This window comes from Actinomycetospora endophytica (assembly GCF_021026375.1).
GTDB lineage: Bacteria > Actinomycetota > Actinomycetes > Mycobacteriales > Pseudonocardiaceae > Actinomycetospora > Actinomycetospora endophytica.
The window spans coordinates 146,357-170,413 of record NZ_JAJNDB010000002.1; the positions used below are offsets into that span (position 1 = coordinate 146,357).

21 protein-coding genes are annotated in these 24,057 nt (G+C 74.3%); 19 read left to right on the top strand and 2 right to left on the bottom strand.

What is annotated here, in order from left to right; genetic code table 11:
- Positions 1-94: 94 nt before the first annotated feature.
- The gene (locus LQ327_RS11590) at positions 95-910 is read right to left on the bottom strand and encodes an enoyl-CoA hydratase/isomerase family protein (protein WP_230733515.1); all 816 of its coding nucleotides are present in this window, start codon (positions 908-910) and stop codon (positions 95-97) included.
- Between the two features lie 134 nt (positions 911-1,044).
- On the opposite strand from LQ327_RS11590, the gene LQ327_RS11595 reads away from it, so the two are divergent.
- Both LQ327_RS11595 and LQ327_RS11600 read left to right on the top strand, forming a co-directional pair.
- Entirely contained in the window at positions 1,045-1,590 is a 546-nt protein-coding gene (locus LQ327_RS11595; protein WP_230733517.1) for a MarR family winged helix-turn-helix transcriptional regulator, read from the top strand.
- Entirely contained in the window at positions 1,587-4,367 is a 2,781-nt protein-coding gene (locus tag LQ327_RS11600; RefSeq protein ID WP_230733518.1) for an MFS transporter, read from the top strand. Before LQ327_RS11595 ends, LQ327_RS11600 begins: the two co-directional genes overlap by 4 nt.
- Positions 4,368-4,430: 63 nt before the next feature.
- On the opposite strand, the gene LQ327_RS11605 is transcribed toward LQ327_RS11600, so the two are convergent.
- Entirely contained in the window at positions 4,431-4,925 is a 495-nt protein-coding gene (locus LQ327_RS11605) for an inorganic diphosphatase (protein ID WP_230733520.1), read from the bottom strand.
- A 217-nt stretch (positions 4,926-5,142) separates the two neighbouring features.
- Here LQ327_RS11605 and dacB point away from each other — a divergent pair, with 217 nt between their 5' ends.
- The 17 genes from dacB (at position 5,143) to LQ327_RS11690 (ending at position 23,759) form a co-directional block, all read left to right on the top strand.
- Positions 5,143-6,654, top strand: a complete 1,512-nt coding sequence (gene dacB, locus LQ327_RS11610; RefSeq protein WP_230733522.1) for a D-alanyl-D-alanine carboxypeptidase/D-alanyl-D-alanine endopeptidase — start codon at positions 5,143-5,145, stop codon at positions 6,652-6,654.
- 24 nt (positions 6,655-6,678) lie between these two features.
- A complete protein-coding gene (locus LQ327_RS11615) occupies positions 6,679-7,770 on the top strand; it encodes an Rv3626c family coenzyme F420 biosynthesis-associated protein (protein WP_230733523.1) in 1,092 nt (363 codons plus the stop codon).
- 19 nt (positions 7,771-7,789) lie between these two features.
- Positions 7,790-8,797, top strand: coding sequence for a tRNA lysidine(34) synthetase TilS (gene tilS, locus LQ327_RS11620; protein WP_230733530.1), 1,008 nt, complete (start codon positions 7,790-7,792; stop codon positions 8,795-8,797).
- A gap of 46 nt (positions 8,798-8,843) precedes the next feature.
- Positions 8,844-9,398, top strand: a complete 555-nt coding sequence (gene hpt / locus LQ327_RS11625) for a hypoxanthine phosphoribosyltransferase (protein WP_230733539.1) — start codon at positions 8,844-8,846, stop codon at positions 9,396-9,398.
- A gap of 93 nt (positions 9,399-9,491) precedes the next feature.
- Positions 9,492-11,267 (top strand): efflux RND transporter periplasmic adaptor subunit, encoded by a 1,776-nt coding sequence (locus LQ327_RS11630; RefSeq protein ID WP_230733541.1) that lies wholly within the window; start codon positions 9,492-9,494, stop codon positions 11,265-11,267.
- Positions 11,264-11,977, top strand: coding sequence for an ABC transporter ATP-binding protein (locus LQ327_RS11635; RefSeq protein WP_230733543.1), 714 nt, complete (start codon positions 11,264-11,266; stop codon positions 11,975-11,977). The genes LQ327_RS11630 and LQ327_RS11635 overlap by 4 nt, the downstream gene beginning before the upstream one ends.
- A complete protein-coding gene (locus LQ327_RS11640; RefSeq protein WP_230733545.1) occupies positions 11,974-13,197 on the top strand; it encodes an ABC transporter permease in 1,224 nt (407 codons plus the stop codon). Before LQ327_RS11635 ends, LQ327_RS11640 begins: the two co-directional genes overlap by 4 nt.
- A 34-nt stretch (positions 13,198-13,231) precedes the next feature.
- Entirely contained in the window at positions 13,232-13,882 is a 651-nt protein-coding gene (locus LQ327_RS11645; RefSeq protein WP_230733547.1) for a hypothetical protein, read from the top strand.
- Between the two features lie 182 nt (positions 13,883-14,064).
- The gene (locus LQ327_RS11650) at positions 14,065-15,627 is read left to right on the top strand and encodes a helicase HerA-like domain-containing protein (protein ID WP_230733549.1); all 1,563 of its coding nucleotides are present in this window, start codon (positions 14,065-14,067) and stop codon (positions 15,625-15,627) included.
- Between the two features lie 249 nt (positions 15,628-15,876).
- Entirely contained in the window at positions 15,877-18,459 is a 2,583-nt protein-coding gene (gene ftsH, locus LQ327_RS11655) for an ATP-dependent zinc metalloprotease FtsH (RefSeq protein WP_230733551.1), read from the top strand.
- A gap of 86 nt (positions 18,460-18,545) precedes the next feature.
- Complete coding sequence (gene folE / locus LQ327_RS11660) at positions 18,546-19,190, top strand: GTP cyclohydrolase I FolE (RefSeq protein ID WP_230733553.1); 645 nt, start codon at positions 18,546-18,548, stop codon at positions 19,188-19,190.
- 80 nt (positions 19,191-19,270) lie between these two features.
- Positions 19,271-20,092 carry a dihydropteroate synthase gene (gene folP, locus LQ327_RS11665; RefSeq protein ID WP_230735021.1) on the top strand — a complete coding sequence of 274 codons (822 nt, stop codon included), beginning with the start codon at positions 19,271-19,273 and terminating at the stop codon, positions 20,090-20,092.
- Complete coding sequence (gene folB / locus LQ327_RS11670) at positions 20,089-20,478, top strand: dihydroneopterin aldolase (protein ID WP_230733555.1); 390 nt, start codon at positions 20,089-20,091, stop codon at positions 20,476-20,478. The genes folP and folB overlap by 4 nt, the downstream gene beginning before the upstream one ends.
- Positions 20,475-20,999, top strand: coding sequence for a 2-amino-4-hydroxy-6-hydroxymethyldihydropteridine diphosphokinase (folK, locus tag LQ327_RS11675; protein WP_230733557.1), 525 nt, complete (start codon positions 20,475-20,477; stop codon positions 20,997-20,999). The genes folB and folK overlap by 4 nt, the downstream gene beginning before the upstream one ends.
- Positions 20,996-21,463 (top strand): DUF3180 domain-containing protein, encoded by a 468-nt coding sequence (locus LQ327_RS11680; protein WP_230733559.1) that lies wholly within the window; start codon positions 20,996-20,998, stop codon positions 21,461-21,463. Before folK ends, LQ327_RS11680 begins: the two co-directional genes overlap by 4 nt.
- 50 nt (positions 21,464-21,513) lie before the next feature.
- Complete coding sequence (locus LQ327_RS11685; protein WP_230733561.1) at positions 21,514-22,203, top strand: DUF6779 domain-containing protein; 690 nt, start codon at positions 21,514-21,516, stop codon at positions 22,201-22,203.
- A 47-nt stretch (positions 22,204-22,250) separates the two neighbouring features.
- Positions 22,251-23,759 (top strand): PrsW family intramembrane metalloprotease, encoded by a 1,509-nt coding sequence (locus tag LQ327_RS11690; protein WP_230733563.1) that lies wholly within the window; start codon positions 22,251-22,253, stop codon positions 23,757-23,759.
- Positions 23,760-24,057 lie beyond the last annotated feature (298 nt).

Below are 24,057 nucleotides of genomic sequence, written 5' to 3' on the forward strand. Positions count from 1 at the left end.
GCCGCCCGGCCGCCCGGCCGCCATGATCATGAGCACGGGGGGCAGGGCTCGGCGGCGGTGAACCTGCCTGGTGTGCTCCTCGTCGAGAAGGGAATCAGCGACCCTGCCAGCGCGGCGGCCGCTTCTCCCGGGCCGCCGCGGCACCCTCCTGGGCGTCCTCGGTCGCCCCGGCCACGCGCCGCATCGTCTCGCCGAAGCGGATCGCGTCGGTCTGCGACATCTCCGGGCCCCGGCGCGCGACCTCCTTGATCGCCCGCTGCGCCAGGGGTGCCCCGGCGAGCAGCCGGTCGGCGAGGCGCCCGGCGGCGGGCAGCAGGTCGTCGTGCTCGACCACCTGCAGCGCCAGCCCGATCTCCTTCGCCCGCGCCGCCGACACCGTCTCCCCGGTCAGTAGCAGCTCCATCGCCGGCTGCCAGCCGATCCGCTGGGGCAGCCGCAGCGCGCCCACGATCGTCGGGACCCCGAGCTTGACCTCCGGGTAGCCGAACGTCGCGCGGTCGGAGGCGACGACGAAGTCGCACCACGTCACGAGGGTCAGGCCGTAGCCCAGGCAGAGCCCGTTCACCGCGGCGATCACCGGCTTGTGGAGCTCCCAGCCGGACTCGAACGAGTTCACCGTCGGGCGCTCCCAGAACGATCCCGGGAACTCGCCCGCCGGGTTGCGCTCCGAGCCGAAGTCCGCGCCGGCGCTGAACGCCCGCCCCGCGCCGGTCACGATGCCGACCCAGGCCTCGTCGTCGGCGCTCAGGCGGGCGAACGCCTCGTTGAGGCCGTCGCGCATCGCGCCGTCGATGGCGTTGAGCTTGTCGGGCCGGTCGTAGGTGATGGTGGCGACGTGGCCGGTGCGCTCGTAGCGGACGCGGTCGGCGAAGCGCACACGCACGTCGGGTCCGGGGGCCTCGTCGCTCATGGGCGCGCACGCTAGCGCCGTCCCCTGGGAGGGGGTGACTCCCGGATCACATCCCCCGAGCGGGTACCCCCGCTGGCAGAGCGTGCGGGTCGGGTGCATAGTTGTACCGACCAAGCGATTGTACGGAGCACGCAATGAATGCAGCAGTCGGTGCTCGACCCGGACCCCCGATCCCCGAGGGCACCGACGAGCAGTGGGTGACCTCGGACCGGATCGGCCTCCAGCTCATCCGGCTCATCCGCCTCATCGAGCGCAAGCGGGTGTCCAAGGTCGGCAAGGACGGCAACGGCGTCGAGCGCGCCGCGTACGTCCTGCTGGCCCGGCTCGTCATCGACGGGCCGCACCGCTCGAACGCGCTCGCCGAGGCCGTGCACTCCGACCCCTCCACGGTCAGCAGGCAGATCGCGGCGCTCGTCCGGATCGGGTACGTCGAGCGACGCCCCGACCCCGCCGACGGCCGCGCGTGCCTGCTCGCCGCCACCCAGGAGGGCCACCGGGTCTTCGAGGAGAACCGCGACCTCCGCAACCGCGAGATCAGCCGGATCACGAGCGACTGGGACGAGGCCGACCGCGAGCGGCTCGTCGAACTGATGGACCGCTTCACCACCGCGCTCGAGGCCAACCACCCCGAAACCCACGACGACGTCCCCGCCCCCCAGGGCGCGGAGGAGGACCGATGACCAGCACGACCGCGTCGAGCACCGCGGCGGTCGCTACGACGGCCGGCGCGAGACCCGCGCCGACCACCGGCGGATTCACCCACCGCCAGATCCTGACGATCCTGTCCGGGCTGATGCTCGGCATGTTCCTGGCCGCGCTCGACCAGAACATCGTCTCCACGTCGATCCGCACCATCGCGGACGACCTGCACGGCCTGAACCTGCAGGCCTGGGCCACAACGGCCTACCTGATCACGGCGACCATCTCGACGCCGCTCTACGGCAAGCTCTCGGACCTCTACGGCCGTAAGCCGTTCTTCCTGTTCGCGATCGGCGTCTTCGTCATCGGCTCCGTGCTCTGCACGATCTCGACGTCGATGTACGAGCTGGCGGGATTCCGCGCCCTGCAGGGGATCGGCGCCGGCGGTCTCATGAGCCTCGCGCTCACGATCATCGGTGACATCGTCCCGCCCCGGGAGCGCGCCCGGTACCAGGGCTACTTCCTCGCGGTGTTCGGGACGTCGAGCGTCATCGGCCCGGTCGTCGGCGGCTTCTTCGCCGGCACCACCTCGATCATCGGCATCGACGGCTGGCGCTGGGTCTTCCTGGTGAACGTCCCGATCGGGATCCTCGCGTTCGCCGTCGTGTGGCGGGTGCTGAACCTGCCCCACACCCGTCGGGAGCGCCGCATCGACTGGCCCGGCGCCGTCGCGCTGGCCATCGCGCTCGTGCCGCTGCTGATCGTGGCAGAGCAGGGCCAGAGCTGGGGCTGGGGCTCGACGGACGCGATCCTCTGCTACGTGATCGGCATCGTCGGCCTGATCGGCTTCGTGATCGCGGAGCGCGCCTACGGCGACGACGCCCTGCTGCCGCTGCGCCTGTTCCGCAACGGCGTGTTCTCCCTGACGACTGTCATCGCGGTCATCACCGGCATCGGCATGTTCGGCGGCATCGCGATCGTTCCGCAGTACCTGCAGATCGTGAACGGGTCGACGCCCACGCAGGCCGGGCTGCAGATGATCCCGCTGGTCGGCGGGCTGATGGTGGCCTCGATCATCTCCGGTCAGCTCACCAGCCGCACCGGGCGATACAAGGTCTTCCCGGTGATCGGCCTCGGCCTGATGACCGTCGGCATGCTGCTCTTCCACTTCCTGCTGCACGCCGACACCCCGTACTGGGAGATCGCGATCCTGATGGTCGTGTTCGGCCTCGGGCTCGGGAACTGCATGCAGACCCTCGTCCTCGCGGTGCAGAACGCCGTGCCCGCCTCGGACATGGGCGTCGCCACCGCCTCGGCCACGTTCTTCCGGCAGATGGGCGGCACGCTCGGCGTCTCGGTGTTCCTGTCGATCCTGTTCTCGACGGTCGGCGGCAACATCATCTCGGCGTTCCGGAGCGCCGCGGGCACCCCGTCGTTCCAGGCCGCCCTGGCCGACCCGGCGGTCGCCTCGAACCCGGTCAACGCCGCCGCGGTGAACCCGGCGACCGGCGCCGCGCAGGTCGTCCAGGACTCCTCGATCCTGCAGCGGATGGACCCGCGCCTGGCCGAGCCGTTCTTCGCCGGCTTCGCACAGTCGATGGACCTGGTGTTCCTCGTCGCCGCCTGCGTGATCTTCGTGGGCTTCGTGCTCATCTGGTTCCTCAAGGAGGTCCCGCTGCGCACGACGTCGGGTATCCAGGCCCGCCAGGCCGAGGAGTCCGGCCCCGGCGCGGGCCCCGGCTCGGTCGACGCCGCCGCCGAGGTCACCGGCCCCGGCCGGGGCGCGATGGACGTCCCGGTCTCGGCGCCCCCGGTGGGCGCGGCCGGTGCCGCGGGCGGCGACCGCCTGGTCCGGCTCGACGGCCGGCGTCCGACGCCGGGTCCGCGCCCGGCCGGGCACGGCCGGCACGAGGCGCCCGAGCACCACGGTGACTCGGTCGTCCTCGGGACGCTCGTCGACGCCGCCGACCAGCCGGCCGGCGAGACGGCCGACGACCGCTTCGCCCGGCCGACCGACGGCGCGCTCGTCGGGGTACCGATGGCGCTGCACGCGCTCGACGGCACCGTCGTCGACCGCACGTTCTCCGCGGCCGACGGGTCGTTCCGGCTGCACGCGCCCGCCCCGGGCAGCTACGTCGTCCTCGCGACGCCAGGGGTGTTCCGGCCGCACGCCGAGCTCGTCGCCCTGGACGGGGTGCCGGTGCGGCGCCGGTTCGGGCTGCGCCGGTCGACCCCGGTCGGCGGGGCGGTGCGCGACGCAGCCGACATCCCGGTCGTCGGCGCGACGGTGACCGTCACCGACCCCGGCGGCGGGGTGCGGGCGGTGCGCCGCACCGGCGCCGACGGGACCTGGGAGTGCCCGGAGCTCGAGCCGGGGACCTACACCGTCGCGGTGCTGGCCCCCGGACGTGAGCCGGTGGCCGAGCGACTCGTCGTCGCCGAGCCGACGCCCGCCGGACGGCGCACCACGCGCCACGACGTGCGGGTGCCGGTCGCGCGCTTCGGCGTGCGGGGCCAGGTGCTCTCGTCGTCGGGCCGGGCGGTGGCCGAGTCGCTCGTCGTGCTCATGGGCGCGGACGGCCGGGTCGTCGCGTCGACCGTGACCGACACCGCCGGGCACTTCGCGGTCACCGACCTCGCCGAGGGGCGCTACCTGCTCACCGCGAGCGGCTACGCCCCGGTGACCGCGCAGGTCACCGTCGCCCGCGGCAGGCACGAGGCCGTGGACCTCGTCGTCGAGCCGCCGCAGCCGGCGTCGTCGGCCCCGGTCCCGGACGCCCTCGACGCCGAGACGTACCCGCTGCCGGTCACCCGCTGACCCGACACATACGACGGGCGCCCCGGGGAATCCCCGGGGCGCCCGTCGTCGTCGGTGGGGCGGCTAGTGGTGCACGCCCTGCTGCTCGGCCCGCTTGAGCGAGTCGCGGATCTCCTGCTCGGCGTCGCTGCGCCCCACCCACGAGGCGCCCTCGACGCTCTTGCCGGGCTCGAGGTCCTTGTAGACCTCGAAGAAGTGCTGGATCTCGAGCCGGTCGTACTCCGAGAGGTGGTGGATGTCGCGCAGGTGCTCCTGGCGCGGGTCGCCCGCGGGCACGCAGAGCACCTTGTCGTCGCCGCCCTTCTCGTCGGTCATGCGGAACATGCCGATGGTGCGGGCGAGGATGAGGCAGCCCGGGAAGGTCGGCTCCTGCACGAGCACGAGGGCGTCGAGCGGGTCGCCGTCGAGGCCGAGGGTGTTCTCGATGTAGCCGTAGTCGGCCGGGTACTGCGTCGCGGTGAAGAGGGTCCGGTCCAGGCGCAGGCGGTTGGACTCGTGGTCCATCTCGTACTTGTTCCGCTGACCCTTGGGGATCTCGATCAGAACGTCGAACTCCACGGCGCGTCCTCACTGCTTCGGCTTCGCGGCTCCGGCCGCATCTGATGTCTGGAGGGGAGGTCCCCGTCGCACCCGGGTCCGTCTCACCCGACCGGACCCGGGAACCCGTCGTCGGTCGCGTCTAGTGTGTCGCATCGCGGCCGGCACGCCACGACGGACGGGAGTGGGTCTGGTCGCACGATCGGACAGTCCGGACCCCGACCGGAGAGAGGGGATCGTGACGGCGAGTGGTGTCGGTCACCGCGCGGGGGCGACCCCGCCGGGTGACGACGGCACGTCAGGCGAGGACCCAGGTCAGGGGCGGGGTCGGCACAGCCACCGCGCCGACGTCCCCAGGTCGCGCAAGATCGTCCAGCGCCTCCTCATCGGCCTCGTCGTGCTCCTGCTGGTCGTCGGCGCCGGGACCGCCGCGGTCCTGACGGCGCCCGGCCTGGCCCGCCGTCTCGGGCTCCCGGTGTCGGCCTCGGTCGACCCGCCGGCCCCCGTGACCTTCGTCCCGCAGCTCACCGCGCTGGGTTCCGACGGGCCCGCGCCGACCGCGTCGGGCGTCGCCGGCGTGCTCGACGGCAAGGTCGCCGGGCTCGGCGACCTCACCGGGGTGGTCATCGACCCGACGAACCCGCAGACCCCGCTCTGGCAGCGCAACCCGGCCGAGCCGCAGGTCCCGGCGTCGTCGACCAAGCTCCTGACGACGAGCGCCGCGCTCATGTCGCTGGATCCCGAGACCCGGTTCACGACGACGGTGGTGGCCGGCCCGACCCCCGACTCGGTGGTCCTCGTCGGCGGCGGCGACCCGACGCTGTCCTCGCTGCCCGACGGCCGGCAGTCGGTCTACCCCGGCGCCGCCCACCTCGACGACCTGGTCGCCCAGGTGAAGGCCGCGCGCGGCGGCAAGCCCCTCACGACGGTGTACGTGGACGACTCCCGCTACAGCGGCGCCCCGCTCGCACCCGGCTGGGACCCCGCCGACATCGCCGGCGGCAACCTCACCCCGATGGTCCCGGCCATGCTCGACGGCGGCCGGCTCGACCCGACCGCGCTCGACGGCCCCCGCACGGCCACCCCGACCGAGGACACCGCGCGGGCGCTCGGCCAGCGGCTCGGCGCCACGGTGGCGGTCAAGCAGGGGCAGGCACCGGCAGGCGCCGCGCCCCTGGGCAGCGTCTCGTCGCCGCCGCTGACCGAGCTCATCCACACCGCGCTGACCAACTCGGACAACATCCTGGCCGAGGCGATCGGCCGGGAGGTGGCCCGCCAGGCCGGGGCGCCCGCCTCGTTCGAGGGCGCCGCCTCGTCCGTGACGAAGATCCTCACCGCGCACGGGATCGACGTCTCCGCGGTGAAGCTCTCCGACACCTCCGGGCTGTCCACGAACGACCGGATCCCGGCCTCGGTGCTCGCGTCGGTGCTCACCCCGGCCGCGGCCCCGGTCGGCTCCGACCCGCGCACGCCGGCGCTGCGCCCGATCCTCGACGGGCTGCCGGTCGCGGCGGGCACCGGGACGCTGGTCGACCGCTACACCGCGGGGACCCCGAACGGCGACGCCCGCGGCTGGGTGCGGGCCAAGACCGGCACGCTCACCGGCACCAACGCGCTCGCCGGGGTGGTGCCCGACGTCGACGGCCGGCTGCTCGTGTTCGCGTTCATGTCCAACGGTCCGGACCCGGTCGGGGCCCGGCCCCGGCTGGACGCGCTGGCCGCCGCACTGCGCGGGTGCGGCTGCCGCTGAGCCCGGCCGCCGTACGGTGGGGGAGTGACCGTCCAGGACACCCCCGACGCCGCGGCCCCCGAGACCGCCACCACCGGCCTGCCCGTGCGCTGGGGGCTCGCCGCCGCGACGGGCTCGCGCCTGGTCCCGCCGGGGCCCGCGGTCTCGGCCGCCGAGGCCGCCGCCGAGGTCGCCCGGCTCGCCGACGGCGCCCGGGTCGGCGAGGGGCACGTGCGGGAGCTGACCGGCCTCGGCGTCGACCTGCCGATCCCGGAGGCCGCCGTCGTCGACCGGCCCGGGTGGATCAGCTCGGCCACCGAGGGCATCGCCGAGCTGACCTCCGAGGTCCGGCTGCCGACGGTGCGCTCCGGGAGCCCGAGCGCGCTGACCCGTGCGGCGGGCGAGGTGACCTCGACCGTCGCCGCCGCCCAGATGGGCGGGCTGCTCTCGTTCCTGGCCACCAAGGTGCTCGGCCAGTACGACCCGTTCGCCGGGCCGGAGCACGCCGGCCGGCTGTTGCTGGTCGCGCCGAACATCATGGCGGCGCGCGAGGCCCTCGACGTCGACGCCGACGACTTCGCGCTCTGGGTCTGCGTGCACGAGGCCACCCACCGGCTGCAGTTCACCGCCGTGCCGTGGCTGCGCGAGCACTTCCGCGACGAGGTCACCTCGTTCGCCTCCGGCATGGAGAGCGGCGTGACGGCGGCGCTCGAGCGCCTGCCCGACATCGCCAAGGCGCTGCGCTCCCGCACCGACGTCTCGCTGCTCGAACTGCTGCAGGGGCCCGAGCAGACCGAGATCCTGGACCGCCTGCTCGCGCTGACCACCCTGCTCGAGGGGCACGCCGAGCACGTCATGGACGAGGTCGGCCCCGCGGTGGTGCCCTCGGTCGAGGTCATCCGGCGCCGGTTCACCGCGCGGCGCCGCGGCGGCGGACCCGTCGACCGGCTGCTGCGGGTCCTGCTCGGCGTCCAGGCGAAGATCCAGCAGTACGAGCAGGGCCGGGTGTTCGTCGACGACGTCGTCGGCAAGATCGGGATGGACGGTTTCAACGCCGTGTGGACCTCGCCCGACACCCTGCCGCGCCGCGCCGAGATCACCGACCCCTCGGCCTGGGTGAAGCGCGTCCACGGCTGACCGGCCCCGCGCGCGTCCGATGCCCCGCGTCCCGCCCGCGACCGCGGAGATCCGTCGCGCGGTCCGGGCGGCGCTCGACGAGGCCCTTCCCGCCCCCGACGACGCGGTGCCGGCACCCGCCGTCGTCGTCGCGTGCTCCGGTGGGGCGGACTCGCTCGCGCTGGCCGCCGCGACCGCCCACGTCGGCGCCGCCCGCGGCATCGTCGTGCACGGCGTCGTCGTCGACCACGGGCTGCAGGCCGGGTCGGGGGAGAGGGCGGGCGAGGCCTGCGCCGCGCTCGCCGGGCTCGGGGTCGACGCGCGCGTGACGGGGGTGACGGTGACGGCGGGTGGCGACGGCCCCGAGGCCGCGGCCCGCCGGGCCCGGTACGCGGCGCTGCGCGAGGAATCGCGCGCGTGGGGCGGGGCGCCGGTGCTGCTCGGGCACACCCTCGACGACCAGGCCGAGACCGTGCTGCTCGGCCTCGGGCGCGGGTCGGGGGCACGCTCGCTCGCCGGAATGCGGGCCTGGAGCCCGCCGTGGTGCCGCCCGCTGCTCGGGATCCGCCGCGCCGTGACCCGGGCCGCCTGCGACGAGGCGGGGCTCGAGCCCTGGCAGGACCCGCACAACGACGATCCGCGCTACACCCGCGTCCGGCTCCGGCACGAGGTGCTGCCGCTGCTCGAGGACGTCCTCGCCGGGGGCGTCGCGGAGGCGCTCGCCCGCACCGCGGCGCAGCTCGCCGACGACGACGGCGCGCTCTCCGGCCAGGCCGACGAGGTCCTCGCGGCCGCCCGGGACGACGAGGGCCGGCTCGACGCGGCAGCGCTCGCGGACCTCCCGGCGGCCGTGCGACGGCGGGTCCTGCGGGCCTGGCTGACCGCTGCCGGGGCGCGCGGGTTCGGCGACGCGCAGCTGCGCGGGGTCGACGCCCTGGTCGCCCGGTGGCGTGGACAGGGGTCACCGTCACTACCGGGCGGCTTGGAGGTCACCCGCGTGCGTGGGAAGCTGGCCGTGCGCCGGGCCCCGCGCGGACCCGGCGCGTAGAACGGTTGGGGAAGATCGACGAGCCCGACGAAGGAGTCCGCTCAAGGTGTACGACGGCGACATCGCGTCCGTGCTCATCACCTCCGACGAGATCCAGGACAAGGTCGCCGAGCTCGCCGACCGGATCGCCGCCGACTACGGGGACCCCGGACCGCACGAGCCGGACCTGCTCCTCGTGGGCGTCCTCAAGGGCGCGGTGATGTTCATGACCGACCTCGCGCGCCGGCTGCCCGTCCCCACCCAGCTCGAGTTCATGGCGATCAGCTCCTACGGGTCCGCCACCTCGTCGTCGGGTGTCGTGCGGATCCTCAAGGACCTCGACCGGGACATCTCCGGACGCCACGTGCTCATCGTCGAGGACATCATCGACTCCGGGCTGACCCTGTCGTGGCTGCGGAAGAACCTCGAGTCGCGGGGCCCGGCCTCGCTGCAGGTGGTCACGCTGCTGCGCAAGCCCGAGGCCGCGAAGCTCGACGTGGACGTCAGCTACATCGGCTTCGACATCCCGAACGAGTTCGTGGTCGGTTTCGGGCTGGACTACGCCGAGCGATACCGCGACCTGCCCTACATCGGCACCCTGCACCCCTCGGTGTACGCCTGAGCGTCACCTGGGCGTCACACACTCGGGAGTCGGCTCCCGGATCGTCACACCCCCGGCGCAGCCGCAGATCCATGTGGCCCTAGTCTGCGGCGCATGACGCCCGGTCGGTCCCGCCGACTCCTGATCGTGAACGGCGCCATCGTGCTCGTTCTGCTGCTCGCCGCGGGCGGCACCGTGTACGCGCTGACGAAGTCCTCGTCGAGCACGGACACGGGGCTGCGCACGACGCCGGTCGGGCGGGGCACGGTCGCCGAGACGGTGACCGCCGCCGGCGCCGTCACCTCCGCCTCCAGCGCGACGCTGAACTTCTCGACCAGCGGGAAGATCGCGGAGATCCGGGTGCGGCTGGGTGACCACGTCACCAAGGGGCAGACGGTGGCGCGACTCGACAACGAGTACGCGGACGCCAACCTCAAGGCTGCGAACGCGCTGGTCTCGTCCGACGAGCAGGCGCTCGACGACGCCGAGTACCAGAAGGACCACCCGCAGTCGTCGCAGTCCTCGGCGTCGGGGACGCAGACGCAGGCCGGGGCCGGCGCTGGTACGGCGACCGGGATGACGGCCGGTGGGGCCGCGGCTGGCGGCAACTCGGCCACTACGAACTCTGCTCGGATCGCTCCCGCGGCGCCCGCGCCCCCGCCGCCCCCGCCGCCTCCGCCGCCCGGCCCGCCTGTCCGGCACGCGCCCCCTCCGCCACCGGCGCAGCCTCCGCAACAGAACGGCCTTTTGCTGGGTAACTTCGCCGGGTCGAACCGCGGCGTCGAGGACGTCGCCCCGGCGCCCGAGCAGCAGGGGGGCACCGGCGGAACGACGACCGGCGGTGCCACCGGCTCGACGACCGGTGGGAGCACCGCCGCCACCGGCTCGACGTCGGGCTCCAGCACGGCCGGCGGCTCGACGGCCTCGACCTCCGGCTCGTCCGGCTCGACGGCCCAGACCTCCGAGGACCCCGGCGAGGCGGCCGTCCGGAGCGCCCGGGCCAAGCTCGACCAGGACAAGGCCAGCCAGATCAACGCCCAGCAGGCGACGCAGAACCTGGACCTGGTGGCGCCCGAGGACGGCACCGTCGTGAGCCTCGACGGGATCGTCGGGCAGCTCGCGGGACCGCAGGGCATCGTCATGAGCAACACCGCGACCGGTAACCCCGGCGGCGGGCGGCTGCCGGACGGCTCGGCGATCTCGAGCGGCGCCGGGTCGGGCCAGTCCGCGTCGAGCGGCGGGAGCTCCGGCTCTTCCGGGAGCAGTGGCGGGAGCAGCGGATCGAGCGGCTCCTCCGGGAGCTCCGGGGGCGGCGGTACGGCCAGCGCGGGGTCGAGCGTCACCGCGGCCCAGACCGCGCCCGCCGTCATGACGATCGCCAACCTCGGCGCGATGCAGGTCCTCGCCCAGGTGCCCGAGCTCGACGTCGGGAACGTCGCCAACGGGCAGCCGGTCGCGGTGTCGGTGAACGCGCTGCAGGGCCAGAAGATCCAGGGGACCGTCTCGTCGGTCAACCTGCTCCCCGGCTCGCAGTCGACGGTGCAGTACGGGACCGCCGTGCTGATGCCGGCGCCGCCGCCGGGACTGCGTCCCGGGATGTCGGCGAGCGTCTCGATCACCACGCGCCAGGCGAACAACGTGACGTTCCTGCCGTCCGTGGCGGTGACGCCGGTCGGCGGGCCGGACTCCGGCTCGGCCACGGTCCAGGTCCTGCAGCCCGACGGCAGCACCGTGCAGCGCACGATCGGCACCGGGCTGGCCTCGGACACCGTCACCCAGGTGACCTCGGGCCTCTCCACCGGCGACCTCGTCGTGCTGCCCACCTCGGCGCCCGCGCCGCTGCCGAGCGGCGGCGGTCGTGCCGGCGGCGGCGGTGGCGGCGGGCGATGACGACCCCCGCCGTCGGGGCGGACCCTGCGGTCCTCGACGTCCGGAACCTGTCGAAGGTCTACGGCGAGGGCGACACCGCGGTGCACGCCCTGCGGGAGGTCGACCTCCTCGTCCGCCGGGGCGAGTACGTCGCCGTGATCGGGCAGTCGGGGTCGGGGAAGTCGACGCTGCTGAACATCCTGGGCTGTCTGGACGCCCCGACGTCGGGTCGCTACCTGCTCGACGGCCTCGACGTCGCGAACCTGGACGAGCGCCAGCAGTCGGTGCTGCGGAACCGGCAGATCGGGTTCGTGTTCCAGTCGTTCAACCTCATCCCCCGCACCACCGCGTTCGCCAACGTCGAGCTGCCGATGGTCTACGCGGGGATCTCGCGGCGGCACCGTCGGGAGCGCACGCTCGCGGCGCTGGATCTCGTGGGGCTCGCGGGCCGCGCCGACCACCGGCCCAACGAGCTCTCCGGCGGCCAGCAGCAGCGCGTCGCCGTGGCGCGGGCCCTGGTGACCGGGCCCGCCCTGCTGCTCGCCGACGAGCCCACCGGCAACCTGGACTCCCAGAGCACCGCGGACGTCCTGAGCCTCTTCGACGGCCTGCACGCCGCGGGCCGCACGATCGTGCTCATCACCCACGACAGCGAGGTCGCCGAACGCGCCGACCGGACGGTCGTGGTGACCGACGGGCGCCTGCGCGACCAGGTCGGGCTGCGCTCGTGAGCAGTGTCGAGATCATCCGGTTCGCCGTCCGGGCGCTGCTGGCCAACCGGCTTCGGTCGCTGCTGACGATGCTCGGGATCATCATCGGTATCGCCGCGGTCATCCTGCTGACGTCGCTGGGCAACGGGGCCGCGCAGTACATCCAGGGACAGATCTCCGGGCTCGGCGCGAACAGCATCACCGTGTTCGCGCGCTCGCCGGGGGAGACCGCGGGGTCGACGGCGGGCTCGGCCGCCCGTCCGCTGACCTCCCAGGACGCCGCGGCGCTCGGCGACCCGCAGGGCGCCCCCGACGTCACCTACGTCGCGCCGGTCGTGCAGACCACGACGACGGCGGCGGCCGGGCGGAACTCCGAGAACGCCACGGTCATCGGCAGCACCGCGGCCTACTTCCCCGGCTCGAACTCGGTCGTCGAGGTGGGACGCGCCTACGACCAGGCCGACGTCGACCAGGCCAAGCCGGTCGCGGTGATCGGGCGCACGGTGGCCGACGACGTCTTCGGTGTCGGCTCGGTCCCGACCGGCCGGACCATCCTGCTGAACGGCGCCCCGTTCCAGGTGATCGGCATCCTGAAGTACAAGGGCCAGGGCGGCGGGCTGTCGAACCCGGACTCGAACGTCCTGGCCCCGATCACGACCGTGCAGAGCACGTTCACCGGGTTCGGGAACCTCGACCAGATGCTCATCGGCTCGCAGTCGACGGACACGCAGGCCGCCGCCCAGTCCGAGGTCGAGTCGATCCTGGACCGGCGCCACGGCATCACGAACCCGAACGACCGCGACTACCAGGTGATCAGCTCCGCGCAGATCGCCCAGGTCCTCAACTCGACGCTCGGTGCGCTCTCCGCGCTGCTCGCCGGGATCGCGGCCATCTCGCTCGTGGTCGGCGGGATCGGGATCACCAACATCATGCTGGTCTCGGTGACCGAGCGGACGCGGGAGATCGGAATCCGGAAGGCGCTCGGCGCGACACCGGGGGCGATCCTCGGGCAGTTCCTCGTCGAGGCGACGATCCTGTCGGCCCTGGCCGGCGTGATCGGGGTCGGGATCGGCATCGCGGGCACGCTGATCCCGCTGCCGGGCGGCTTCCGCGCGGTCGTCGTGCCCGCGGCCGTCGTGGCCGCCGTCGTCGTGTCCATCGCCATCGGGGTGTTCTTCGGTGGCTACCCGGCGCGCCGCGCGGCGCGTCTGCGCCCGATCGAGGCCCTGCGACGTGAGTGACGGCGCGGGCACGGACCGCCAAGGAGGAGCCGGGATGGCGCAGGAGGACGAGTCGCGTCCGCACGAGTCGACGGGGACGACGGCGGACGAGGCGCCGACCGTCGTCGGCGAGAGCGCCCCGGCCTCGTCGGACGGGACCCGGGGCGACGACACCGGCCCGATCCACACGCCCAGCCGGCAGCCGGCCTTCGGGCCCGCGACCGTCGGGGGCGGCGGTGGGCCCGCCCGCGGCTGGGAGGACCCGCCGCCCCCGCCCACCCCCGCCACGTCGGCGGAGGTCCTCGACCGCCCCATGGACGACACGACCGTCGCCGAACGCCTGAACCGGCCGGGGATGGCGCGTTCGACCCGCATCCTGCTGCTGGTCCTCGGCGCCGTCGTGTTCCTCGCCGCGGGTCTGCTGATCGGGCGGGCCACGGCGCCGGCCACCGGGCCGGGATCGGTGCCGAACGCCGTCGGGGTGATCGAGTCGGTGGACACCCCGCCGGGCGGGTCGCCGGTGGTGACGGTCCGCGCGGCCGACGGGACGCTGACCGCGCTGCAGACGACCCCGGGCACCGTCGTGGCGACCCCGGCGGCCGGTGGAAACTCCGCACTGCGTGTCGGCTCGCAGGTCACGATCGCGGGGGAACGGGACCAGCGCGGCGAGACCATCGCGACGCGGGTGGACCTGCCGGCGAGGTAGCGGCCGGTCTAGGGGCTCGTCGGCGTCGAGGGGTACGTCAGGCACGTCGACGGCGGGTGCGGGCTGTGTGGTGTGCTGGTGATCAAGGCGGCCGGGAAGGTCGAACCGGCCCCGCCGACGCGAGGACGTCCGGGTGCGCGAGAACGGCGACCGGTCGCGCGCGAGGCGCTAGTCTCCCGCTCGTGACCGGGAACGCCGCCAGCGAGATCGCCGCCGGGTACGCGACCGAGGGGGCCGCCCTCGAGCTGGGTGCGGTGGTGGTGGACGACGCCGCCGACGCGTCCGCCCGTGTCCGCATCCCCTTCGCGACCCTCAACCGCCACGGCCTCGTCGCGGGCGCGACCGGCACGGGCAAGACGAAGACGCTCCAGAACCTCGCCGAGCAGTGCTCGGCCGCCGGGGTTCCGGTGCTCCTCGCCGACGTCAAGGGCGACCTCTCCGGGCTCGCGCGCGCCGGCGAGACGAGCGACCGCACGACCAAGCGGGCGCAGGAGACCGGTGACGACTGGGCGCCGACCGCCTTCCCGGTCCGGTTCCTCTCGCTCGGCGCCTCCGGGATCGGCGTCCCGGTCCGCGCGACCATCACCGCGTTCGGCCCGATCCTGCTGTCGAAGGTCCTGGGCCTCAACGCCACCCAGGAGTCGACCCTCGGCCTGATCTTCCACTGGGCCGACCAGCAGGGCCTCGCGCTGCTGGACACCAAGGACCTCCGCGCGGTCATCCAGCACCTGCTCTCCGACGAGGGCAAGGCCGAGCTCAAGGGCATCGGCGGGGTCTCGGCGGCGACGGCGGGCGTCATCCTGCGGGCGCTGGTCAACCTCGAGGCCCGCGGCGGCGACGAGTTCTTCGGCGAGCCGGAGTTCGACCCGTCCGACCTGCTGACCGTCGAGGACGGCAAGGGCGTCGTCACGCTGCTGGAACTGGCCGACCAGCAGGCGGACCCCACGCTCTTCTCCACCTTCCTCATGTGGCTGCTCGCGGAGCTGTTCGAGGACCTCCCGGAGGCCGGCGACATCGAGAAGCCGAAGCTGGTCTTCTTCTTCGACGAGGCGCACCTGCTCTTCGCCGACGCGTCGAAGGCGTTCCTCGACCGCATCGAGCAGACGGTGAAGCTGATCCGGTCGAAGGGCGTCGGCGTCTTCTTCTGCACGCAGCTGCCCACCGACATCCCCAACGACGTGCTGTCCCAGCTCGGCGCCCGGGTGCAGCACGCGCTGCGCGCGTTCACCCCGGACGACCAGAAGGCGCTGACCCGGACCGCGCGGACCTATCCGAAGTCGGCGGTCTACGACATCGAGACGGCGCTGACCTCGCTGGGGATCGGCGAGGCCATCGTCACCGTGCTCTCGGAGCGGGGCGCCCCGACCCCAGTCGCCTGGACGCGGCTGCGGGCCCCGCGCTCACTCATGGCCGCCATCGGCGAGCCCGCGGTGACGGAGTCGGCGAAGGCGTCGCCGATCTGGGGCAAGTACGGCGAGACCATCGACCGGGAGTCGGCCTACGAGCGGCTCTCGGCGCGCACCGGGGCCACCAGCGCCCCGGCCGAGGCGCAGGCTCCCGCGCCCCAGGCCCCCGCGCCGCAGGCCCCGCCGCCGGAGGCCCCGCGGCAGGAGGAACACGAGGGCCCCGGGATCTTCGAGCAGGCGATGTCGAACCCGATGGTGAAGTCGTTCCTCCGTTCGGCCGCGAGCGCCGCGGGCCGGGAGATCAGCCGGGGGCTCTTCGGGACCGCACGACGACGCTGAGTAGGTGGGCGTCGGACGTTCGCGCCCGGCGGACGCCGCGGTGACGCCGGACGGCCGCCGCGGACGACCGGGTGTCGGTGCTCCGGGGTACATTGAGCAGATCAGGGCTTCCCTGGAACGCAGCCCGGACGGGCAGGCGTCGCGGGGTCGCCGTCGTCGAGACGGCGCCTGCGCCGTCACGCCGCGTCCGGGAGACGACACGGCAGCAGTCAACCCGGGGAGGGTCGAGGCCGCACCGGCCGCCACCGCATGGACCGCAAGCGCCTGCTCCGCAATCCACTGATCTGGATCGTGGTGCTCTTCGTCGTCTACCTGGCCGTGTCGTCGCTGTTCAGCGACACCCGCGGTTACACGCAGGCGTCCACGTCCCTCGCCCTCACGCAGATCGACGCGCACAACGTCGCGGACGTCACGCTCGAGGACAAGGAGCAGCGTCTGCGGATGACGCTGGTCAACCCCGTGGACGTGCCGCCGGCGGACGGCACCAGTGGGGCCCCCGTCCGCACCAACCAGATCTACGCGCAGTACCCGGCGGCCGCCGGGAGTCAGATCTTCGCCGAGCTGCGCCAGAACCCGGCGCGCGGCGGGTTCGACACGCAGGTGACCCAGGAGTCCCTGCTCGGCCAGATGCTGATCTACCTGATCCCGCTCGGCCTCGTCCTGGTGCTGCTGTTCTGGATGATGAACGCGCAGGGCGGCGGGAACCGCGTCCTCTCGTTCGGCAAGTCCAAGGCGAAACAGCTCAACAAGGACATGCCGAAGACGACCTTCGGTGACGTCGCGGGCGCGAACGAGGCCGTCGAAGAGCTCTACGAGATCAAGGACTTCCTCCAGAACCCGACGCGCTACCAGGCGCTCGGCGCGAAGATCCCGAAGGGCGTGCTGCTCTACGGCCCGCCCGGCACCGGTAAGACGCTGCTCGCCCGCGCGGTGGCGGGCGAGGCCGGGGTGCCCTTCTACACGATCTCCGGGTCGGACTTCGTCGAGATGTTCGTCGGTGTCGGCGCCTCGCGTGTCCGTGACCTGTTCGAGCAGGCCAAGCAGAACTCGCCCTGCATCGTGTTCGTCGACGAGATCGATGCCGTCGGTCGCCACCGCGGTGCGGGCATGGGCGGCGGTCACGACGAGCGCGAGCAGACCCTGAACCAGCTGCTCGTCGAGATGGACGGCTTCGACGCGCGCGGCGGGATCATCCTCATCGCCGCGACGAACCGCCCCGACATCCTCGACCCGGCACTGCTGCGGCCCGGCCGCTTCGACCGCCAGATCCCGGTCGCGGCGCCCGACCTCGCGGGTCGGCGCGCGATCCTGGACGTGCACTCCAAGGGCAAGCCGCTGGCGCCGGACGCCGACCTCGACGGGCTGGCCAAGCGCACCGTCGGGTTCTCCGGCGCCGACCTCGCGAACGTCATCAACGAGGCCGCGCTGCTCACGGCCCGGCTGAACCAGCAGCAGATCACGGGGGCCGCGCTCGAGGAGTCGGTCGACCGCGTGATCGGCGGCCCGGCCCGCAAGAGCCGGATCATCTCCGAGCAGGAGAAGAAGGTCGCCGCGTACCACGAGGCGGGCCACGCGCTGGCCGCCTGGGCGATGCCGGACATCGAGCCGGTCTACAAGGTGACGATCCTGCCGCGCGGTCGCACCGGCGGCCACGCCCTCGTCGTCCCGGAGGACGACAAGGAGCTCATGACCCGCTCCGAGATGATCGCGCGCCTGGTCTTCGCGATGGGCGGTCGCTCGGCCGAGGAGCTGGTGTTCCACGAGCCGACCACCGGGGCGTCCTCCGACATCGAGCAGGCGACGAAGATCGCCCGCGCGATGGTCACCGAGTACGGCATGAGCGCCAAGCTCGGCGCGGTGAAGTACGGCCAGGAGCAGGGCGAGCCCTTCCTCGGCCGCACCGCGGGCAAGCAGTCGGACTACTCGCTCGAGGTCGCCCACGAGATCGACGAGGAGGTGCGCAAGCTCATCGAGGCGGCGCACACCGAGGCGTGGGAGATCCTCAACACCCACCGCGACGCGCTCGACACGCTGACCGGTGAGCTGATCGAGCACGAGACGCTGCAGCGCAAGGACCTCGAGCGGCTGTTCGCCTCGGTCACCAAGCGGCCCCGCATCACCGCGTTCAACGACTTCGGCGAGCGCACCCCGTCCGACCGCCCGCCGATCAAGACGCGGCGCGAGATCGCGACCGAGCGCGGCGAGCCGTGGCCGCCGGAGGACGAGCGCCGCGAGCCGGCGCGCGTCGGCTCCGGCAGCAACGGGCACGGTGCGGGCCAGAACGGCTCGGCGCAGAACGGCTCCGCGCAGAACGGCTCGGGCCAGTACGGGCCCGGCCCGAACGGCGCCGGCCAGAACCCCGGGCAGAACGGCTGGGGCGCCCCGAACACGCCGCCGGTCGGGACACCCACGGCCGCTGGGCCGGGCGCGGACCAGGGTCGGCAGGCCGGCGACTCCTCGGGCCGTGGCCAGTCGGGCTGGGGCATCCCGGACGTGTACCGCACGGGTGGTTCCTCGCAGCCGCCGTCGTCGGTCCCGCCGAACTACGGTGCCCCGCCCGGGTGGACCCCGGCGACCACGCCGCGCGGCACCTCCTGGGAGCCGGGCCAGCGTCCGTACGGCCAGCACGGCACCGGCTCGTCGCCAGGTGGCTGGAACTCGTCCGGCGGACAGCACGCGGCGCCGGAGGACGGAGCCCCGTCGTCCGGGTGGCGCAACGCTCCCGACGCGGACCCCTCGAACGGTGGGTCGTTCAACTCACCCGGCGAGGGTGCACCGAACCCGTACGGTGATCCGGACGGTCGTCGACCCGATGGCCGATCGGAGAGCTGACCAACGGCGGCCACCCTCCTGCGGGAGGCTCATGTCCGACTGCAGGTCCAGCCCCGTCCCGCAGCGAATACCGGGGTGAGGGAGACGTGACGACCAGCGAGGACGCCGTCCGGTCGACGGCGGACCGCAGCAACGGGCACGACCCCGCGGAGGGCTCCGTCCCGGGGTTCGACGGGCCCCGGGTCGAGGCCGCGGTCCGGGAGATCCTCATCGGTATCGGGGAGGACCCGGACCGCGAGGGCCTGCGGGACACCCCCGCGCGGGTCGCGCGCGCCTACGAGGAGCTGTTCGCGGGACTGCGCACCGAGCCCGACACGGTGCTCCAGCGGACGTTCTCCGAGGACCACGACGAGCTCGTCCTGGTCCGGGACATCCCGATGTTCTCGATGTGCGAGCACCACCTGCTGCCCTTCCACGGGCTCGCGCACGTGGCGTACCTCCCCGGCCCCGACGGACGCGTGACGGGCCTGTCGAAGCTCGCGCGGCTCGTCGATCTCTACGCCCGCCGGCCCCAGGTCCAGGAACGCCTGACCACGCAGGTGGCCGACGCCCTCGACCGCACGCTGGAGGCCCGCGGGGTCATCGTCGTCATCGACGCCGAGCACCAGTGCATGTCGGCTCGCGGGGTGCGCAAGCCGGGGTCGCGGACGACGACCTCCGCGGTCCGCGGCACCCTCAAGTCGTCCGCGAGCACCCGCGCCGAGGCCCTCGGACTCATCCGGGGCGGCTGAGCGTGGCGCCCGCAGCCGAGCCGCCCGCGTCCGGATCCCGTCCCGGCCGGCCGGTGGCCCGCCCGAACCACTGCCTGGTCATGGGCGTCCTGAACGTCACGCCCGACTCGTTCTCCGACGGCGGCCGCTGGCTGGACCGGGACGACGCGGTCGCCCACGGCGTCGCGATGTCGGTCCGCGGCGCCACGTACGTCGACGTGGGCGGCGAGTCCACCCGCCCCGGGGCCGCCCGGGTCGACGCCGACACCGAGGCCGCCCGGGTCGTGCCCGTGGTCTCCGACCTGGTCTCCGCCGGGGTCCGGGTCAGCGTCGACACCACGCGGGCCCAGGTCGCGGCCGCCGCGATCGAGGCGGGCGCCGAGCTGGTCAACGACGTGTCCGGCGGGCTCGCCGACCCGCAGATGGCCCGGGTCGTCGCGGAGGCCGGCGTGGGCTGGGTCCTCATGCACTGGCGCGGGCCCTCGCAGCGCATGCAGGAGCTCGCCAGCTACGAGGACGTGGTGGGTGAGGTGCGGGCCGAGCTCGTGGAGCAGGTCGACCGCGCGGTGCTCGCCGGGGTCGACCCCGCGCTGCTCGTGCTCGACCCCGGCCTCGGCTTCGCCAAGACCGCCGCCCACAACTGGCAGCTGCTGCGCAAGCTGGACGTCTTCACCTCGCTCGGCTTCCCCATCCTGGTCGGTGCGTCCCGGAAGCGGTTCCTCGGCGCCCTGCTCGCCGACGACGAGGGCACGCCACGCCGCCCGGAGGGGCGCGAGCACGCGACGGCGGCGGTCACCGCGCTCGTCGCGAACGCCGGCGCCTGGGGCGTCCGGGTGCACGACGTGGCGGCCTCGCTGGACGCGGTGGCGGTGGCCGCCGCGTGGCACTGGGGCACGTCCCGGGCGGCCCGGGCGGACTCGTGAGCACTCCGGGGCCGGGCGACCGGCCGGCCGACCGGATCGAGCTGCGGGGCCTGCGGGTGCGCGGCCACCACGGCGTGTTCGACCACGAGCGCCGCGACGGCCAGGACTTCGTCCTCGACCTGGTCCTGTGGACCGACCTCACCGCCGCGGGCGCCAGCGACGACCTCGCCGACACCGTCGACTACGGCGCGCTCGCCGAGGCCGCGGCCGCCGTCGTCGAGGGACCGCCGCGCTCGCTGATCGAGGCGGTCGCCGCCGACGTCGCCGCGGCGGTGCTCTCCGACCCGCGGGTGGCGGGCGTCGAGGTCGAGCTGCACAAGCCCCAGGCGCCGATCGCCCGCCCGTTCGACGACGTGGCGGTGCGCATCACGCGGAGCCGGTCGTGACGCGCGCCGTGCTCTCCCTCGGGTCCAACGTCGGTGACCGCGAGGCCCACCTGCGCCATGCGCTCGAGGTCCTCGCCCCCTGGACGACGGCGGTGTCGTCGATCTGGACCACGGCGCCGTGGGGCGGGGTGGCCCAGGACGACTTCCTCAACCTCGTCGTCGCCGTCGACGACCCGGACGCGGGCGCGCACGACTGGCTCGACCGGGCGCAGCGCGCCGAGCGGGCCCGGGCCCGGGACCGCTCACCGGAGGCCGTGCGCTGGGGCCCCCGCACCCTCGACGTCGACGTGCTCATCGTCGAGGACGCCGGGACGGGCGTGACCAGCGACGACCCGACCCTGCTGTTGCCGCACCCCCGCCTGTCCGAGCGCGCGTTCGTGCTGGTGCCATGGGCGGAGATCGAGCCGACGACGACGGTGCCGGGTCGCGGACGGGTCGCGGACCTGCTCGCGGCGCTGCCGGCCGACGAGCGCGACGGCGTGGTGCGACACGACGACGGAGGAGGGGGAGACGACCGGTGACGACCCGGACCAGCCCGTCGATCCTGCTCGTCGTCGCGGTGGCCGCCGGACTCGCGGCCAACCTCCTCGTCGGGCTGTTCTACAACTCGCTGCCCCCGCTGCCCGCCCCGGCGGGGCTGACGTTCCTGGTGCTCGGGCTGGTCGAGGCCGGGGTGGCGGTGGTGCTCTACCGCCGGATCCGGCGCCGGCCCGGCGCGCGCCCCGTCGACGCACTGTCCGCGGCCCGGGCGGTCGCCCTCGCGAAGGCCTCCGCGGTGGCGGGGGCGCTCGTCGGCGGGGTGTGGGTCGGGGTGCTCGCGTACGTGCTGCCCCGGCGTGACCAGGTCGCGGCGGCCGCGTCGGACACGACCGCCGCGGTGATCGGGATCGTGGGCGCGGCGGTCCTCGTGGCGGCCGCGCTGGGCCTCGAGTGGTGCTGTCGTACTCCCGACGATCAGGACGCCCCGCCCGCCCCGGACCACTGATCACCCACCAGGGCGTAACCGGACATCCGCTCTCGCCTAGGCTGAGCTCCATGGCATCCGAGGAGGGTGCCGCCGGCCGGGACCGCGGGTCCCGACGTCGAGGGGTTCCCCCGGCATCCGACGGCGGCGCCGGACGGGCCGGTGACCCGGTCGTCCGGATCCTGCTCGCCCTGACCGGGGCCTTCGCGGTGGTGGCGGCCGTCGTGGTCGTCGTGAGCGAGGACGGGCGGATGCTGCGCCTCGGCGTCATCGCCGGGCTGTGGGCGACGTTGCTCGCGGTCGCGGCGCTGGCCCGCCGCAGTGGAGCGGCCCGCAGCGGGGACGCCGCGGCGCGCGAGGAGTCCCTGCGCCGCACCTACGAGCTCGAGCTGGCCGCCGAGGTGGACGCACGGCGCGAGCACGAGCTCACCGTCGAACGGACCGTCCGCCGCGAGGTGGCCGCCGAGTCCGGTGAGGAGATCGCCGGGCTGCGCGCCGAGCTGGAGCGGCTGCGGTCCCACCTGGAGCAGACCGAGACGCACGCGGTCCGTCCGGCGCTGCAGGTCGTGGCCGGGGGCCGGCCGTCCGGCCCACCGATCTCACCCTCCGGTCCGCCGACCCCGCCGGCCGGACCGCCCCCGGGCCCGCCGCGGCGTGCGCCCGGTCCGCCGCCCCCGTCGTCGCGACCCGCGACCGACGGGCGCACCGTCGCCGAGCTCTTGGCCGCGCACTCCGAAGAGGGCCGCCGCCGCAGGCGCTGACGTCCCCGTTCGGTACTCCGACTGCCGCGCCACTACCCTGCGGCAGGGTGATCGCCACCCCGGTCCGGCTTGCGCCCGAACAACGGCGCACGCTCGTCTGGCCCATCCTCGGGCTCATCGTGCTGGGGGTGTGTGCGCTCGCGGCGGTCGGGCTCGCGAGCACCGAGATCGGCTCGGCCGGCGTCATCGTCGGCGCCATCTGTGCCCTGCTGCCGGTCGGCCCGGTGCTGCTGGCCTTCGCGTGGATCGACCGGTGGGAGCCCGAGCCGCCGCGGCTGCTGCTGACCGCGTTCCTCTGGGGCGCCGGCCTGGCCGCGCTCGTCGCGCTCGTCATCAACTCGAGCGCGGTGATCGCCGCCGAACTGCTGCTGGGGCAGGGCCAGGGCGACGTGGTCGGCGCCGTCGTCTCGGCGCCGCTGGTCGAGGAGTTCGTCAAGGGCGCGTTCCTCGTCGGGCTGCTGCTGCTCCGGCGGCGCGAGTTCGACGGGATCGTCGACGGGATCGTCTACGCCGGCTTCGTCGGTGCCGGCTTCGCGTTCACCGAGAACATCATCTACTTCGGGCGCGCGTTCACCGAGGCCGGCGCGACCCCGACGGCGGGCATCGTCGCGACCTTCATCCTGCGCGGCCTGCTCTCGCCGTTCGCCCACCCGCTGTTCACGTCGATGACGGGCATCGGGGTCGGCATCGCGGCGACCGTGCGCTCCCGGGCCGGCGGGGCCCTGGCGATCCTGGTCGGGTACGTGCTCGCGGTGATCCTGCACGCGCTGTGGAACTCGGCCACGCAGCTCGGGCCCGGCTTCTTCGGCGTCTACATCCTGATCATGCTGCCGATGTTCCTCGCGATCGTCGCGCTGGTGCTGTGGCAGCGACGCCGGGAGCGCGACGTCCTGGCCCGGCAGATGCCCGGGTTCGCCGCGGCCGGCTGGATCGCCGAGAGCGAGGTGCCACTGCTCGGCAGCATGGCGGGACGCCGACGCTGGCGCGCCGCGGTCAAGCGCACCGCGGGCAAGCCGGCCGCGGACGCCGTCGTGCACTACCAGCACGCGGTCTCGGAGCTGGCGTTCCTGCGCGCCCGGGCCGACCGCGGGGCGATCCCCCCGAAGCCCGAGTGGCACGACGAACTGCTCGACAACGTGCGCCGCACCCGGATGGCCGCGGTCACCGCGCCCGGCGTCCCGCAGCAGGGGCCGCCCGGCCCGGGTGGGCCGTACCCGCCGTCGGGCGCGCTGCCGCAGCCTGGCGGGCCGTCGTACGCGGGTCCGCCTCCGCCCGGCCCGGCGCGGCAGCCTGGTCCGCCCGGGCACGCCGCCGGCCCGCCGTCCGGGCCGATGCCGCCGCAGCCGGGGCCGCCCGGTCCGCCCGGGCCGGGGCCGATCCCGCCGCAGCCGGGCCCGCCCGGGTACGCGCCCGGCCCGCCGCCTCCCGCGCAGCCGTATCCCGGGCAGCAGCCGTATCCGGGGCAGCCGGGTCCGGGGCAGCAGCCGTATCCGGGGCAGCCGGGTCCGGGCCAGCCGGGGTCGGGGCCGCGGCACGGGCGGCCGGAGGATCGCTGATCAACTCGGCCGCCGGAGCCGCCGCCCCGTCGGCTTGATCACGAGCATATGAGGCAGCTCGCATGGGCTCGGAACCTGCGCCGAGTGCCCCACGTCGGAGAGGGCCCTCCCCATACGCTGATCAACAGCACTACAAGCAGCTCGCGCCCGCTCAGCACCTGCGCACAGTGCCCCTCGTCGGATGGAGCCCGCCCCGAACGTTGATCACGAGCACATGACGCCGCTCGCGCGTGCTCGGAACCTGCGCCGAGTGCCCCTCGCGGCGACGCACGGCGCCGACCCCCGCGGTGAAGCCGAT

What these genes read in the sequence shown, in the direction of transcription:
- LQ327_RS11590 (WP_230733515.1), bottom strand. Translation starts at nt 910, where the DNA reads ATGAGCGACGAGGCCCCCGGACCCGACGTGCGTGTGCGCTTCGCCGAC.
- LQ327_RS11595 (WP_230733517.1), top strand. Translation starts at nt 1,045, where the DNA reads ATGAATGCAGCAGTCGGTGCTCGACCCGGACCCCCGATCCCCGAGGGC.
- LQ327_RS11600 (WP_230733518.1), top strand. Translation starts at nt 1,587, where the DNA reads ATGACCAGCACGACCGCGTCGAGCACCGCGGCGGTCGCTACGACGGCC.
- tilS (WP_230733530.1), top strand. Translation starts at nt 7,790, where the DNA reads ATGCCCCGCGTCCCGCCCGCGACCGCGGAGATCCGTCGCGCGGTCCGG.
- LQ327_RS11630 (WP_230733541.1), top strand. Translation starts at nt 9,492, where the DNA reads ATGACGCCCGGTCGGTCCCGCCGACTCCTGATCGTGAACGGCGCCATC.
- LQ327_RS11635 (WP_230733543.1), top strand. Translation starts at nt 11,264, where the DNA reads ATGACGACCCCCGCCGTCGGGGCGGACCCTGCGGTCCTCGACGTCCGG.
- LQ327_RS11645 (WP_230733547.1), top strand. Translation starts at nt 13,232, where the DNA reads ATGGCGCAGGAGGACGAGTCGCGTCCGCACGAGTCGACGGGGACGACG.
- ftsH (WP_230733551.1), top strand. Translation starts at nt 15,877, where the DNA reads ATGGACCGCAAGCGCCTGCTCCGCAATCCACTGATCTGGATCGTGGTG.
- folP (WP_230735021.1), top strand. Translation starts at nt 19,271, where the DNA reads ATGGGCGTCCTGAACGTCACGCCCGACTCGTTCTCCGACGGCGGCCGC.
- LQ327_RS11685 (WP_230733561.1), top strand. Translation starts at nt 21,514, where the DNA reads ATGGCATCCGAGGAGGGTGCCGCCGGCCGGGACCGCGGGTCCCGACGT.